The sequence below is a fragment of the Gudongella oleilytica genome, from assembly GCF_004101785.1.
GTDB lineage: Bacteria > Bacillota > Clostridia > Tissierellales > Tissierellaceae > Gudongella > Gudongella oleilytica.
On record NZ_CP035130.1, the window covers coordinates 825,335 to 841,025 of the forward strand.

General features: G+C 44.4%; 16 protein-coding genes. All 16 read left to right on the forward strand.

Going from position 1 to position 15,691, the window contains the following annotated elements; genetic code table 11:
* Nucleotide 1 precedes the first annotated feature (1 nt).
* Entirely contained in the window at nucleotides 2-1,228 is a 1,227-nt protein-coding gene (locus EC328_RS03780) for a dihydroorotase (RefSeq protein WP_128425568.1), read from the forward strand.
* On the forward strand, nucleotides 1,206-2,063 hold the full coding sequence (gene pyrF, locus EC328_RS03785) for an orotidine-5'-phosphate decarboxylase (RefSeq protein WP_128425569.1): 858 nt from the start codon (nucleotides 1,206-1,208) through the stop codon (nucleotides 2,061-2,063). The genes EC328_RS03780 and pyrF overlap by 23 nt, the downstream gene beginning before the upstream one ends.
* The gene (locus EC328_RS03790) at nucleotides 2,053-2,781 is read left to right on the forward strand and encodes a dihydroorotate dehydrogenase electron transfer subunit (RefSeq protein WP_128425570.1); all 729 of its coding nucleotides are present in this window, start codon (nucleotides 2,053-2,055) and stop codon (nucleotides 2,779-2,781) included. Before pyrF ends, EC328_RS03790 begins: the two co-directional genes overlap by 11 nt.
* The gene (locus EC328_RS03795) at nucleotides 2,778-3,680 is read left to right on the forward strand and encodes a dihydroorotate dehydrogenase (RefSeq protein WP_128425571.1); all 903 of its coding nucleotides are present in this window, start codon (nucleotides 2,778-2,780) and stop codon (nucleotides 3,678-3,680) included. The genes EC328_RS03790 and EC328_RS03795 overlap by 4 nt, the downstream gene beginning before the upstream one ends.
* 4 nt (nucleotides 3,681-3,684) lie before the next feature.
* On the forward strand, nucleotides 3,685-4,239 hold the full coding sequence (gene pyrE / locus EC328_RS03800) for an orotate phosphoribosyltransferase (RefSeq protein ID WP_128425572.1): 555 nt from the start codon (nucleotides 3,685-3,687) through the stop codon (nucleotides 4,237-4,239).
* A 302-nt stretch (nucleotides 4,240-4,541) separates the two neighbouring features.
* Nucleotides 4,542-5,762 (forward strand): NAD(P)H-hydrate dehydratase, encoded by a 1,221-nt coding sequence (locus tag EC328_RS03805; RefSeq protein WP_128425573.1) that lies wholly within the window; start codon nucleotides 4,542-4,544, stop codon nucleotides 5,760-5,762.
* A gap of 149 nt (nucleotides 5,763-5,911) precedes the next feature.
* Nucleotides 5,912-7,087 carry an alanine racemase gene (alr, locus tag EC328_RS03810; protein WP_128425574.1) on the forward strand — a complete coding sequence of 392 codons (1,176 nt, stop codon included), beginning with the start codon at nucleotides 5,912-5,914 and terminating at the stop codon, nucleotides 7,085-7,087.
* Between the two features lie 92 nt (nucleotides 7,088-7,179).
* Complete coding sequence (locus EC328_RS03815; RefSeq protein WP_128425575.1) at nucleotides 7,180-7,413, forward strand: hypothetical protein; 234 nt, start codon at nucleotides 7,180-7,182, stop codon at nucleotides 7,411-7,413.
* A complete protein-coding gene (locus EC328_RS03820) occupies nucleotides 7,410-7,760 on the forward strand; it encodes a type II toxin-antitoxin system PemK/MazF family toxin (RefSeq protein WP_128425576.1) in 351 nt (116 codons plus the stop codon). The genes EC328_RS03815 and EC328_RS03820 overlap by 4 nt, the downstream gene beginning before the upstream one ends.
* A gap of 151 nt (nucleotides 7,761-7,911) precedes the next feature.
* Nucleotides 7,912-8,379, forward strand: coding sequence for a hypothetical protein (locus EC328_RS03825; protein WP_128425577.1), 468 nt, complete (start codon nucleotides 7,912-7,914; stop codon nucleotides 8,377-8,379).
* A 25-nt stretch (nucleotides 8,380-8,404) separates the two neighbouring features.
* Entirely contained in the window at nucleotides 8,405-9,676 is a 1,272-nt protein-coding gene (locus EC328_RS03830; protein ID WP_128425578.1) for a nucleotide sugar dehydrogenase, read from the forward strand.
* A gap of 1 nt (nucleotide 9,677) precedes the next feature.
* The gene (locus EC328_RS03835) at nucleotides 9,678-10,955 is read left to right on the forward strand and encodes a glycosyltransferase family 4 protein (protein ID WP_128425579.1); all 1,278 of its coding nucleotides are present in this window, start codon (nucleotides 9,678-9,680) and stop codon (nucleotides 10,953-10,955) included.
* Nucleotides 10,952-11,413, forward strand: a complete 462-nt coding sequence (locus EC328_RS03840; protein ID WP_128425580.1) for a DUF4330 family protein — start codon at nucleotides 10,952-10,954, stop codon at nucleotides 11,411-11,413. The genes EC328_RS03835 and EC328_RS03840 overlap by 4 nt, the downstream gene beginning before the upstream one ends.
* On the forward strand, nucleotides 11,410-11,904 hold the full coding sequence (locus tag EC328_RS03845) for a DUF4330 domain-containing protein (RefSeq protein WP_128425581.1): 495 nt from the start codon (nucleotides 11,410-11,412) through the stop codon (nucleotides 11,902-11,904). The genes EC328_RS03840 and EC328_RS03845 overlap by 4 nt, the downstream gene beginning before the upstream one ends.
* A 1-nt stretch (nucleotide 11,905) precedes the next feature.
* Nucleotides 11,906-13,483, forward strand: coding sequence for an O-antigen ligase family protein (locus tag EC328_RS03850; protein WP_128425582.1), 1,578 nt, complete (start codon nucleotides 11,906-11,908; stop codon nucleotides 13,481-13,483).
* Between the two features lies 1 nt (nucleotide 13,484).
* The gene (gene csaB, locus EC328_RS11490) at nucleotides 13,485-15,689 is read left to right on the forward strand and encodes a polysaccharide pyruvyl transferase CsaB (protein WP_164906022.1); all 2,205 of its coding nucleotides are present in this window, start codon (nucleotides 13,485-13,487) and stop codon (nucleotides 15,687-15,689) included.
* Nucleotides 15,690-15,691: the final 2 nt, after the last annotated feature.

Sequence of the window (15,691 nt, forward strand, 5' to 3'; positions counted from 1 at the left end):
TATGGAACTGTTGATAAAGGGAGCCAGGCTGGTTGATCAGGATATAGATCTTTACGGCGACCTTCTTATTAGAGACGGAAAAATTGTAGAGCTTGGCGATGATATATTCTTTGAGGGCCCTGTCGTAGATGCCCGGGGAATGTGCCTTATGCCTGCTTTCATAGATCTGCATGCACATTTCAGGGATCCTGGATTTACATGGAAGGAAGATATACTTACAGGCAGTCTTGCTGCTTTGAAGGGCGGATATACCTTCGTAAACCTGATGGGTAATACATCGCCGGTGTGCTCAGATATGGCTACGGTAGAATACGTTCTGGATAAGGCAAAGGAACTTGATATGGTCCAGGTACACCAATGCGTTTCCATAACCAGAGGCTTTGACGGAAAGGACATATCCCACCTTGACAGTCTGGATGAGCGAGTAAGGATGATCACTGATGATGGTAAGGGCGTAGCAAGCTCTTATGTGATGTATAAGGCAATGGAAAAGGCATGGGAAAACGATCTGATTCTGATGTCCCATGCTGAAGATGAGCAAATAACGCCTATCGACTACAGACTTTCTGAAAACCTCGAGACTGTAAGAAACATATACCTCGCCCTTTATACCAGAGCAAGGCTCCACCTTACCCATGTAAGTACAGAGGAGGCAATTGAGGAGATTAGAAGAGCAAAGCTTAAGGGACAAAATATTACCTGCGATGTGACTCCTCACCACATAGCTTTGTGGGATAATCCTTATAGGGTAAATCCGCCTATCAGGACGAGAAGTGACGTGGATGCACTCATAGGCGGGATCAAGGACGGAACTGTGGATGCGATAGCCACCGACCATGCACCACATACCAGGGAAGACAAGCTAAAGGGAAGCCCTGGACTTTCAGGACTTGAAACTGCATTTTCAGTTGCCCATACAGTACTGGTTAGGGATAATAATGTGGATTTGAAGCTTCTGTCAAGACTTATGTCAGGAAGACCTGCAGAGATAATGGGTCTTGATAAAGGAAAGCTTATAGAGGGCTACGATGGAGATATGGTTCTTATCCATCTTGAAAGAAGAGTGGTCGTTGATCCTTCGTCCTTCGTATCAAAAGGGAAAAATACTCCATTCGAGGGTCATGAGCTTCAGGGGGATATACTGATGACCATTAAGAGCGGCGATATAAAATATATGAGCAAAAACTGCGGGGAGGTTTTGGGACTTGATAATCGACAGACTTTTTAAGGAAGTTGAAGATAAAGGGATGGTATGCATAGGGCTTGATTCAAAACTTGAGTATATACCTGAAGAGCTTAAGAACAAATATCAGGATACAGGTGAGATCGTCTTTCAGTATAATAAGCTGATAATAGATTCTACCCATGATATTGCTGCAGTATACAAGCCTCAGATCGCTTTTTATGAGGCATACGGGCTCCAGGGTCTTACGGCATATAAAAGGACGCTTGAATATGTAAGGCATGCGGGGTCGCTATCGATAGGGGATGTAAAGAGAGGGGACATTTCATCAACTGCAGAGATGTATGGGAAAGCCCATTTCGAAGGTGACTTCGAGGCAGACTTTATTACTCTCAATCCCTACATGGGATTTGACAGTATTACCCCCTATCTGCCATACCTTGAAAGTGGGAAAAAAGGATTATTCGTCCTCTTGAGGACCTCCAATCCTGGAGCAAGAGACATCGAGTACCTCGAAGCTGACGGGAAAAGGATTTATCTCCATGTTGGAGACAAGCTTGCTGAAATGGCGAAGGACTATATTGGAAAGTGCGGATATTCCTCACTGGGAGCAGTCGTAGGGGGAACACATACCGACGAGGCCATTGAAATAAGGGAAAGGTATCAGGACGTGTTTTTCCTGATACCCGGATATGGTGCACAGGGTGCAACCGGAAAGGATGCAAGACTTTATCTGAAGGATGGAAACGGCGGAGTAGTAAACTCTTCAAGAGGAATAATTACTGCATATGCAAAGCACAGCGACGGTTGGGAGCGCTTTGAAGACTATATCAGGCAGGCAGTTCTTGATATGAGGGAGGACATCGGATTTGAAGGATAGCTATAGAGATGGGTCAATAATTGAAAACACAGAGATAGCAAAAAACATATTTATGATAAGGCTCCAGGGAGACTTTCAGGGTATCCCCGGACAATTTTATATGCTCAAAGGCTGGGAGTGCAATGACCCATTTCTTCCAAGACCTATCAGCATCGCTGATTTAAGAGACGGGATACTGACGATGATCTATGAGATAAGAGGGAAAGGGACCCATATTATTTCACGGCTCAAGCCGGGAGATGCATTGAGCTTGCTTGGTCCGTTAGGGAACGGCTTTCCCTTAGTTGAAGGCAAAAAAATCGCAATAGTTTCTGGAGGAATCGGGATAGCACCGATGCTTTATCTTGCCAGAAGTCTGGGTAATAAAGCTGTACTCTATGCCGGCTTTAGAAGCGAGCCGTACCTGTTGGACAGCTTTGAAGAGCACGTAAGTGAGGTACATATCTCCACAGAGGATGGATCCTTTGGGCATAAGGGATTTGTTACCGGGATGATCGATCCAGAAGCCTACGATATGATCTATTCATGCGGTCCCACACCTATGATGAAGGCTCTGGCAAGTTTATGTAATGGGAAGACTGAGCTGATAGTATCACTTGAGAGTCATATGGCATGTGGCATAGGTATCTGTCTGGGATGTACTGTTCCGACTGTAAGAGGCATGGAGCGAGTTTGCAAGGAAGGGCCGGTATTTAAAGCCGAGGAGGTGCTGATATGACTACAGTCGAGTTCTGTGGGATCAGCTTTAAGAATCCTGTGATCGCTGCATCGGGAACAGTAGGCTTTGGCAGGGAGCTGTCAGAGTATATTGAGCTATCCAGGCTTGGAGGGATCTCCACCAAAGGGCTTACACTTGAACCAAGGACGGGTAACAAAGGGAGAAGGATCCATGAAACCCCTTCAGGACTTATGAACAGTATCGGTCTTCAAAATCCGGGAGTACAGGGATTTATTGATCAGGAATGGCCATTTTTAAGAGATAAGGATCTGGTTACCCTGGTAAACCTTGGTGGGGGCACGGTTGAGGATTATGTGACGGGAGCAAGGCTCCTTGAGGAGATCGAAGCTCCAATAATCGAGCTTAATATTTCATGTCCGAACGTCAAGGAAGGAGGCATGGCATTCGGGTTGCAATGTGCACCTGCATCAATAGTGGTGGAGGCAGTAAGAAAGGTTACAACCAAAAAACTGGTGGTCAAGCTTTCTCCGAATGCAGAAAACATCAGGGAAATGGCAGAGACATGCGTGGAAGCCGGAGCAGATGCACTTTCGCTGGTAAACACGTTTAACGCACTGGCCATAGACATACTTAGAAGGAAGCCAGTATTCGACAACGTGACAGCCGGACTTTCCGGTCCAGCCATAAAGCCTATAGCACTCAGAATGGTCTATGAGGTTTGCAGGGCTGTGAAAATACCTGTAATAGGCATGGGTGGGATCATGACAGCAGAGGATGCTATTGAATACATAATGGCAGGAGCACACCTGATTCAGGTTGGGAGTGCCACCTTCAGAAAGCCGGAAACAGCAGTGGAAATTACTGAGGGGATCGCTTTATTTATGGAACGAGAAGGCATAAAGGACCTTGAGGAGATCAGGGGTGCGATATGGAGGTAATAATATGATATTGGAACTACTAAAGGATTCAGGTGCATTGCTGGAGGGACATTTTCTTCTTTCCTCTGGTAAGCACAGCAACAGATACGTTCAGTGTGCAAGGCTTTTACAGTACCCTGATAAGGCAGAGAAGGCAGTTGGAGAGATAATCAAAAAGCTTGAAGGCGTGGAAATAGATGTAGTGGTCGGACCTGCAATGGGAGGTATAATAGTTGCCTACGAGCTTGGAAGACAGCTTGGGAAGCCAGCGTTTTTCACTGAGCGTGAAGAAGGGGAAATGAAGCTTAAGAGAGGGTTTGTCATTGAAAAGGGCCAAAAAGTGTTGGTTGCTGAGGACGTTGTGACCACAGGTAAGTCTTCCTATGAGGCTATAGCCGCCATAGAAGAGAATGGGGGAGTCGTGGTTGGGATAGCAGCCCTTATAGACAGAAGCAATGGTGGCCTTAAGCACACGGTCTATGCCGCAGGAAAGCTCCAAATAGATACCTACGACAAGGACGATTGCCCGCTTTGCAGGGAAGGACTCCCGATCGTCAAGCCTGGAAGCAGAAAGTTTTAGGATAAATGGGGAAAAGCGATAAGCGTTAGGCGTTAAATATAATTGACAATTGACGATTGATAATGGACGATGAATTATTGTCATACCGACCGAAGTGGAGGAATCTCATTTTTGGTTGGAATGTTGGAAGAGTTGGAAAGGGGAAAAAGCTAACAACTATTCTTAGCTCTTAGCTCTTAGCTTTTTATTGTTCATCGTTCATTTTTCATTTTGTTTTTCAATTGTGCATTTTGAATTGAGATCTGTGAATTTAATTGTCAATCGTCAATTTTCAATTTTCAATTGTGATCAGGAGGTGTTTCATGACCATACGAACAGGGATCGACATAGTCAGTAACAAGAGAATAGAGAAGCTTCTCGAGAAAGGTCGTGACAGCTTCTACAGAAGGATTTTCACTGAAGCAGAGCAGGCTTATCTTGCTGAGAAGAATCATGATCCAGCTACAGTGGCGGGAATGTTTGCTGCTAAGGAGGCTGTATCAAAGCTTCTTGGCACCGGAATCGGGCCAATAGGTTGGCGGGATATGGAAATACTCCACGAGGATGGCGGAAGGCCATACCTTGCTCCTTCGCGGGCTCTTTATGCTGCAATGGAAGTGATGGGAATCAGCGATATTGAGCTATCGATATCGAACGAGGAGGAGTTTTCAGTGGCATCAGGGATGGGATATGTTGAAGGGTCGTTAAGGATACCTGACAATATGCCCTTCAGGCTACCCAGGAGACCGTTTGATTCTCATAAGGGCGACTTTGGGAGGATAGGTGTTATAGGTGGAAGCCATGGGATGCTTGGAGCGGTATATCTGGCTTCATATGGAGCTTTGAGAACAGGAGCAGGCATCGTATATGCAATACTGGAAAAGGAGCTGGCAAGGGTTTTCGCTGCAAAGACAATAGAGGTGATTGTCAAGGAAGCAGATGATCCATATGTTTACAGACAAGCTATGGACCCCCTTGATGTCCTTATACTTGGACCAGGCCTTGGAACTGGAAAGAGGCAGAGGGAATTGGTGGAGGACAGCCTTCTTTATTTCCAGAAGCCCATTGTTGTAGATGCTGACGGATTAAATATTCTTTCAGACAATCCGTCGTTGCTCAGGCATAGGAACTCGCCTGCAATCGTAACTCCGCACCCCGGTGAAATGGGAAGGCTGCTGAGGATCTCAACTGAAGAGATACAAAAGGACAGAGAAGCAGCAGCTAAAAAGTTTTCTTCGGCCTATGGAGTCATAACAGTTCTAAAGGGTCACAGAACAATAGTCACCGATGGTGAAAGACTATACCTGAACGAGACTGGGAACCCGGGAATGGCAACAGCAGGAAGCGGAGATGTGCTGTCCGGTGTCGCCGGAAGCCTTTTAGCTCAGCTCGATGACCCATATGAAGCCGCGGTCTTAGCAGTATGTATCCACGGAATTGCAGGGGATCTGGCGAGAAAATCAAAAGGTGAATACGGCATGATAGCATCTGATATTCTTGAGAACATTCCTCGTGCTGCAGAGTCACTCATATTAAAGGAATAAGTAAACATATAACTCTAACTTAAAAACAGAAGGCCTTGTGAAGGAATAAGGCTTTCTTTTTATTAGGTTGAGATTTAGCAAAAAAACAATATAAATAGTTGAAACCCTGATATAATATACTCAGGAATACTAAATTCAAGGAGGTTGCCATGGAGAGGACAACAAATATAAGACCAACCTATGTAGAGGTAAATTTGGACAATCTGGCTCATAATTACACTGAGATTCGAAGGATCGTCAGAAAGGAAACGGAGATAATGCCTGTAATAAAAGCTAATGGCTATGGCCATGGGGCCATTGAACTGGCTAAGCTATATACAGCTTTGGGAGTAAATCGTTTGGCCGTATCTCTCTTGAACGAGGCAATCGAGTTGAGAAGGGCTGGGATCGATAAGCCAATACTGATCCTCAACTTTACTCCTGGTTACCAGATGATAGATGTAGCAGCAAATGATCTTACTCAGGCAATCTACAGATATGAGGATGCGGTTGCTCTTTCAGAGGCGGCTTTGGAGATGGATAAGAAGCTTAAGATACACATAAAGCTCGACACGGGGATGAGCAGGATAGGGTTCCTGCCCTCAGAGGATGCTATTGATAACATCCTTAAGATCAGTCAGCTTCCAAATCTTGAGATCGAAGGGATATTCACCCATTTTGCCAAGTCCGACGAATCCGACAAAAGCTTCACAAGATTACAGTTCGACAGATTTATGAGGATGATCGAAGCATTGGAGAATAAAGGGCTTTTCATACCCCTAAAGCATATATCCAATTCGTCAGCGATAATCGACTTGCCTGAATACAACCTTGATATAGTAAGACCTGGAATAATACTTTACGGATACTATCCCTCTGATGAGGTCAATAAGGAAAGGATAGAATTGAGGCCTGCGATGACCTTGAGAACTGTGGTATCAAATATCAAAACACTTCCTGCTGGGACCGGCATCAGCTATAACCACGTTTACTCCACTCCGGCTGAAGCGAGGATCGCTACAGTACCAATCGGGTATGCCGATGGCTATCCAAGGACGCTGACCGGTAGAGGACAGGTTTTTGTGGCAGGGAAAAGAGTGACTATTGAACCAAGGATATGTATGGATCAGATGATGTTTGATGCTACTGGGCTTGGAGATGTCAAGGTTGGTGACGAAGTAATCTACTTTGGGTATGGAAACAAAGACTGGCCTTCAGTCGATGAAGTGGCAAAGACCTTTGGAACCATCAACTATGAAATCATATGCATGATGGGAAGAAGACTTCCAAGAGTTTATATCAAAGACGGCAGAGTAATTAAGACACTGGACTATCTTCTTGATTAATTAATTCCAATCAGTTGACACGGATTTTCTTGAGGGGATATAATTGAATTGACCCTATATCTTTGAGGATAGATGAAAGGGGGGTGGCAGGAATGGATAAAAGAGACCCAGGTCTCCCAATGGTTGTAGAAAGCAATAAGGACCTCTTCGACAAGCTGGCAGCGCTGTGTAATTGCAGCGAATACCATTGCAGCAAGTACAGGGAGTTCATGAAGGCTTATCTGGATGTGTACCAGCTTAATGTTACCCTCTCAGAGATGGGCTTTGAGCAGGACATGTCTGACCTGGCAAGCTATGAGAGCACCTTGAGGTACGAGATCATATGATAGTAAAAAGAGGAGATATATATTACGCAGATCTAAGTCCCGTTATTGGCTCTGAGCAAGGTGGTGTAAGGCCGATCCTGGTAGTTCAGAATGATGTTGGCAACAAGTACAGCCCCACTATAATCGTAGCTGCCATCACCTCCCAGATCAATAAGGCCAGACTGCCAACCCACATAGAGATCACAGGACCGGATTTTGGGCTTCCTAAAGATTCCGTGGTTCTCCTGGAGCAAATAAGAACAATAGATAAGAAAAGACTCAGAGAAAAAATAGGGAAATTTGACGAGGATATGATGAGAAAGGTCGATGAAGCCTTAAGGATAAGCATCGGCCTTGGAAATTACTGAATATCCTCCTACATATGAGCAGGCAGCCACTAAGAGGGCAGAGCCGGCACAAAAAAATGAGCATTTCTGATGCTTATTTTTTTGTGCTGTAGTATAATGTAAGATGGTTAGTTATGTGGCTTGATCAAATATTGAATAAAGGGGAGTCCTTATGAAATTCAAAAGAACCACAGCAGCTCTTGGGATAGTTTTGGCACTGGCAGCTACAGGAATGGCTTATTCAGAGCCTGGAACCGAGTCTGATCCTTTGATTTCACTTAGCTACCTTGAGGAAAGGCTGGACGAGTTGAAGGATTATATAGATTCAAAGGTTGGAAGTACCGGGGAACAGGTTCCTTCGATCCCGTCGGACAACAGTCTTGCTGTCGTTGAGCTATTTAACGGTCAGATGCTCATTGGAGATGCAGGCAGTGAAATAATTCTTAGAAGCGGGTCGGCAACTGCTATCACAAGCCCTTCAGGTGGACTGTCAGATGTTACTGCAGGTACTGACATTGCAGAAGGAAAACCCATACCTGCCAATCACCTGTTGATTATTCCAAGAAGTGACGGCAGAGGGATATTTGTTACCAAAAACAGTACCTTCGTTATGGTGCGAGGAGGCTATACCATAAGGTAGGCTACATACATTGGAGGATAAGATAATGAGAAATCGTATAACAGTAGTTGGTCTTGGATATATTGGCCTTCCCACAGCTGCAGTGATGGCTGCCGCCGGGATGGAGGTAATCGGATACGACCTTAACCCGAGGGTTGTGGAAGCGTTGAATAAGGGTGAAATAATAATCGAAGAGCCAGGTCTTGGCCAACTGGTCAAGGAAATGGTCGGGCAGGGAAGGCTGCGCGGTATATCCAGCCTCGAATCATCAGATGTCTTCATAATTTCTGTACCTACTCCCATAAATGCGGACAAAACTGCCGATATGAGCTTTGTAAGATCGGCAGCAAGGGCTGTTGCTCAGGTGGTTGCCAAAGGGAACGCCGTAGTACTTGAATCCACATCGCCACCGGGAGCCACGGAGGATATCGTTGCTGAAGAGCTTAAGGCCTCCGGGCTTAAGATCGGTGAAGAAATTTTTGTGGCGCATACTCCTGAACGGGTTTTACCTGGAAGGATACTTATAGAGCTGGTTGAGAATGACAGGATAATTGGCGGAATAAATGCTGAATCCACTGAGGTGGTGAAAGAGATTTATCAACGTTTTGTTAAAGGCAGCATATACACCACAGATTCCAGAACCGCAGAGATGTGCAAACTCATGGAAAATACCTTTAGAGATGTCAATATTGCTCTCGCGAATGAACTGGCCATATTATCTGAAAAAATGGGAATAAACGCCTGGGAGGTAATAAAGCTTGCCAACAAGCATCCCAGAGTAAACCTTCATATGCCGGGTCCTGGTGTTGGAGGTCATTGTATAGCCGTAGATCCATGGTTCGTAATTGAAGGTCAACCGGAGGGAAAGCTGATCAGGCAGGCAAGGGATAGAAACGACGGAATGCCGCTGCATGTCCTCCAGACGATCAGGGACCTGACGAAGGGAATAGATACACCTAAGGTTGCGATCTTCGGAGTTACCTACAAGCCGGATGTGGACGATACAAGGGAGAGTCCGATCATGAAGCTGGTAGAGATGCTTGTCCGGGAGAAAAACTATGAGGTGGCTATCCATGATCCCCACGTAGATGATGCAATTTTCAAGTATGGTGAGCTTAAAAAACCAACAGCTCTGGAAGCGGCAGATGGGGCTGATCTGTTTGTGCTTGCTGTAAACCATTCAGAATACCTTAGACTTGATTTTGAGGAAATCGGAAAGGTCATGAGAACCAGGCAAATCTACGATACAAGGAATTTTCTTGGAGGCGCTGGGCTCGAAGCTCTGGGCTTCAAGGTACTACTTTTAGGCAGGGGATAGAATGTATAAAGCTCTTATTATCGCAAATGAATTCCCTCCAATGGGGGGAGCAGGAGTCCAGAGGACGACCAAGTTCGTCAAATACCTAAGGGATTTTGATATAGAGCCTGTGGTTCTAACTAAGGACCATCCTGGAGGGCTTACTGATGGCACGCTTTTAAATGACATCCCTTCTGGAGTGAGCATCCATAGATTGAAGGCCTATGACACTGTAAACAGGAAAGGGGTAATGAGGCTCCCGATGAAATTCATTGGCACGAGAATACTATCTCCTGACTCTGAATATTTCTGGTATAAATTCAACAGAAAAAGAGCCGAGAAAATAGTAAGGGAAGAGCAGATAGACTGTATATATACAACCTCGTTTCCATACAGCTCACACCTTTTAGGTCTGCATCTTAAGAGGATGTTTCCTGAAATTCCCTGGATATGCGACTTTAGGGACGAGTGGACCAACAATCCCTATCATCTTGACAGTATATACAAGAAAATCAAGCTGAAGATGGAGAAACGAAAGGAGTTTGAGGTTACCTCGAATTGTGATTTCTTCATAACAAACACTCCGCTGATGCTTAAGGGCTTCATTAGCGACGATCCTTCCCTTGCAGAGAAATCTGTGTTCATTCCCAACGGGTATGACGAGGATGACTTCAGGGATTCTGAAGACCGGAGAGACGGTGGGGAAAGGTTCGTGATAACCTACACCGGCTCACTTTACGGCCGGAGAAACCTTGATGAATTTATGGAAGGGCTCAGGGCTGCCATAGATAGAGGTCACATCAGGGTTGACAAGCTGGAAATAAGGATCGTGGGGAATATCTACGAAAAGGTAGTTAACTCATATGCTGAGAAGTATGGTCTTAAGGATTCAATAAGATCCTACGGATATCTCCCTCATAAGGAGAGCATCCAGATGCTGTTCAACTCAGACGTTATTCTTCTGGTTATAGGAAAAGGTAAGGGATCGAGGAATTTCTATACGGGGAAGATATTTGAATATATAAGAGCCAACAGACCTATATTGGCAATAGTTCCAAAAGATGGAGTTGCAGCTGATGTGATCTACGAAACCAATACCGGGAAGGTAGTTGATCCTGAGGATATAGAAGGGGTCACAGCAGTTCTTTCAGAGCTTTATAAGGAATGGGCTGAAGGAAGGATAAGCCATGATCCCAACTGGTCTGAAATAGAGAAATACAGCCGGAAAAAGCAAACTGAAGCACTTTCTGATATATTTAAAAATGTGATCGAAATGGCGGCAGAGAGGAGTAGGAAATGAAAAGAAAATGGAATTGGGTCGACACCCTTGTAATTGTCCTGATTGCAGCAGCGATAATTGTGTTTTTCAACAGGGACAGAGTAGCAGGAGGAGTTGCACCGACAAATAGAAGGAACATAACCTTTACTGTAGAAGCAAAGAAGCTCCCAAGGGATCTGGTCACAGAGCTTAAGACAGGCGACCAGATATTCTCACAGTACAAGCTGCAGAACGCATATATAACTGAGATAAATGTCAAACCTACTGTTAAGTCATTAATTGCTGACGATGGTACTATTAAGACATACGATGACGAAGAGGAAATGGTTCTGGAGGCAACTATCGATGCCGAGGTCCTGTCCAGCGGACCATATCTGGACCTTGGCGGACAGGAAATCAAGGTAGGTCTCCAATTCATCCTTAAGACGATTGATGTCGAAGTCACGTCTGACATAAAGCATATCGAGGTGAAGCCATGAAGATGATAAATAAGGAAGGCAAGGTATTTAATAAGATCAACATCCTGGATCTTGTTTTTGTGGCTGCGATTGCATTTCTGATATTTTTGTCTGTTATAAAGATAATGGGCAAGGACCTTGACGACATAAGCCTTGATTCACAGATAAGGACTATCGAGGCAGAGGTTTCCGTAGTAATGGATAAAGGCTACCTGGATACAATAAGGATAGGCGACAGACTTGGCGAAACAAAGCAGCATCTGGATGCCTATGTGGAAAGTGTTGAAATTGAGCCAGTTAAAGTCACTAATGTAGATTCTGACGGAAACCCGGTAGTTTCTGTGGATCCCTTGAAGGAAAAGGCAAAGGTGGTTTTCAAGGCGACAATTCCGTTTGAAAGCAACAGCTATAAACTTGGAAAGCAGGAGCTTAGACAAGGTAAGATAATTTTTCTTGAGTCTGATTTTTACAGATATTTTGCACAAATCGAAAGTATTAAGGTTGTGGATTGACATGAACGTTAAAAATGCTATCAAGGGGAGCTACCTCTTCTACCTTTTAGGAAGACTTGGATATGTAGCATCTAACAGCAGGATATTCAATATAAGCCTGAATCAGGGGAATAGACTGAAGGATACCGGGAAGAGGAGCTGGATGGAGTCCAGTGCCTTTTACAGGCTGATGGAGTGGGTTGACTCCATTCTTCAAAAGGTGGATAAATGGCTTAATAAGGCACTTTCTGAGAGCATGACGATGAGCTGGATCGTTGCTGGCAGGAGGAAGTCAATAAAAACCAGAGAAAGTGCTGTGCTGTCCTCAAGCGTCCTGGCAGGTGCACTGACTCGGATTGTCAGATCCATTGGCTTTTCTGATCTGCTTGCAGTATCCATCGGATTCTATATGGTGATAGACTATGTTGTAAGGAGACTTCCAGGGATATCGGCTATTGGATCTGTCTGGGATGAGCTTCTGCTTTTATTCGTAGTATTCTACGTGGTGCTGACGAGAGTTAGAAGTAACGGGAAGATCAGACTTAATCTAACGCCTATGGACCTGCCTGTTCTGATCTATCTTATTATAGGTATAACCCATGTTTTTATAAGAGCACTTGACCTGAGTGTGGCAATAGAAGGCTTCAGAGCCGTATTCCAGCATATATTATGGTATTTTGCCGCAACGCAGCTCATAAGAGATGAGGACACTGCCGGGAAGGTAGTTGATGGGATGATCCTTATGGGGCTTTTTCTCGGTCTTCATGCAATTTATCAATATGTTATGAAGGTGCCTATGCCAGGGAACTGGGTCGATACTGCTGAAAATATAACTACAAGGGCTTATTCTATAATTGGAAGCCCAAACATCCTGGGAGTGATATTCGTTTTGTTCATAAATATAACCATGGCAAGAGCATTGTCCTCCAAGGGATGGAAACACAGGGTATACTATGGCGGATCAGCTCTTATAATGCTCGCAGGGTTATTATTTACAATGTCCCGAGGAGCATGGCTTGCATTTGCATTCGGAGTAGGTATATTTACTCTAATACTGGTTCCAAAGCTAATAATACCGCTTTCTGGTGTGGGAGCAGGTTTTGTTCTTTTTGGAGGAACCTTGAGTGAAAGGCTTTTATATATGATGTCGCCTGTTTATCTTATGAAGTCTGCAGCAGGGGGAAGGCTGTACAGATGGGCTATTGGTTACGAACTATGGACCAGGAACAAGCTCTTTGGAGTAGGATTGGGGCGGTTTGGAGGAGCTGTTGCCATCAACAACAGACTGGCACCCTTCTATCTTGATAATTATTATCTGAAGACACTGGTTGAAATGGGGATTTATGGAGTAGCGGGCTTATTATTTGTAATAATATGCTTTATTGTATCCTCCTTGAGGGCCATAGGGAATCAACACTCCATTAAGGGAAGAATAATGACCATAGGTCTATTCTCTGGTGCAATGGGAGTTCTTGCACAGAATTTTGTTGAGAATATCTTTGAGGTACCGGGCATGGTCGTTTACTTCTGGCTTACTGTGGCACTTATAAACGCCTATGGAAAATTTAGAAATGTGGAGGCAGAAGGAAGGGGAAATTGATTTGAAGATTCTACATTTGATCAGCGGGGGGGATACTGGAGGAGCTAAGACTCACATAATATCTCTTCTTAAGGGTCTGAATAAAAGAATAGATGCCCGGATCATCTGCTTCATTGAGGACACCTTCTATGAGGATGTTCTGGCAGCAGGGATACCGATAAAGGTATTCAAACAGAAAAGCCGCTCAGATATGTCAGTCATAAGAAGACTTACAGAAGAAATAAACCAGGAGGGCTATGACATCATCCACTGTCATGGAGCAAGAGCAAATTTCATTGCCCAATTCCTAAAAGGGAGAGTAAAGAAGCCCTTCATGACAACTATACACAGCGATTATAAGCTGGACTTTAAGGACAACTTTTATAAAAGACTCGTATATACCACCTTGAACACAATTTCACTGAGGAGATTCGATTATTTTGTTGCGGTGTCTGACAGCTTCAGGGAGATGCTCATATCAAGGGGATTCAAGAGAGACCGTATATTTGTAACGTATAATGGTATCGATATGGGTATTCCTGGTGATTATGTTACAAAAGAAGAGTTTCTAAACAGATACGGGATAGAGGATCAAGGGCTGCCTTTAGTAGGCATTTTAGCAAGACTTGATAAGGTCAAGGATCACAGGACATTTATTGAAGCTGCTAAGCACGTACTAAAAACCGTTGATGCTAATTTCCTGATTGCAGGAGATGGTGCAGATGAAGAATCCTTGAGGGATCTTGTAAGGGAGTATGGTCTTGAAAAGAGGATCCATTTCATCGGTTTTGTGAGTGATCCCTATTCCTTCTTCAATGCAATAGATATCAATGTCCTGACATCAGTCAGTGAGAGCTTCCCGTATGTTATCCTTGAAGGGGCAAGGATGAAAAAGCCGGTTGTATCAACTGAAGTCGGTGGGATTGGAAGACTTGTGGACAATGGAGAGAACGGGTTCCTTTGCCAGCCAGGCGACTGGGAAGCCATTGGCGAGAGAATTATCTCCCTGATTATCGACAATAATATGGCCGGAATTATGGGTGAAAGGCTCCATCAGGCAGCAGCCGAAAGGTTTTCCTACGACTCGATGGCTGATTCTCACATAAAGATGTACACTAATATATTATCTATGGGGCCTAGAATAGTAATGTCAGGATACTTCGGATTTGACAACAGCGGAGATGATGCAATACTCAAAGCGATAGTCAAGGATCTGAGGGAATATGATCCTTCTGTCAGGATAAAGGTCCTCTCAAAAGATCCTTACAAAACCGAACAACTTTGCCCTGTCATTTCTGCCAACAGATTCAAGCTAAGGGAGGTAATTGACGCAGTCAAAGAGTCCGATCTCGTTATAAGCGGAGGTGGGAGTCTGCTGCAGGATGTAACCTCCACGAGATCTCTTCTTTACTATCTGGCGCTAATGAAGCTTGCAATGCTGTTAAGAAAACCTGTTATGATATATGCCAACGGGATAGGACCTATTAATAAAGCGTTTAACAGAAACATTACCAGATGGATTCTTGACAGGGTGGATCTTATAACTCTGAGGGACAAGGGTTCTCTTGATTTTGTTCGGTCCATCGGAGTAAAAAATGACAAGATATTAGTTACGGCCGATCCTGTTTTTACATTAAATCCTTCTGATAGAAGCAGGATAATGGAGATATTTGAAGCTGAGGGGATCGATCACTCTAAACCACTGATCGGAATTTCTGTGAGAGGATGGCGGAACGAGGAAGGGATAGTCAGTGCAGTCGCCGAAGGAGCCAGAAGGCTTATTGACAATAAATCCGTGGGTGTGATAATGATACCCATGCATTACCCTGAGGACCTTGGTATAAGCAAGAGGATCTCGGAACTCACAGGCTCGGGCAATTGCTGGACTCTTAAGGGCAAGTACTCGGTCGAAGAGATCATGGGAGTTATAAGGGAAACAGAAATGATGGCTGCTATGCGCCTGCATTCTCTCATTTACGCAGCTACACAGGGAGTACCGGTCGCAGGGCTTGTTTACGATCCAAAGGTAAAAGGGTTCTTGGACGAAATGGACCTCGATCACTACCTGGATGTGGAAAACATAACTGCTGATGGATTTTATGATCTGGTATCCGAGGTGTGGTTAGAGAAGGAAACTATAAGAAGCTCCATAGACAGCCATAAGGAAAGACTGGAAAAGCTTGCTTTGGAGAATGTGATGCAGGCATACAGCTTAATTGGAAGGTGATT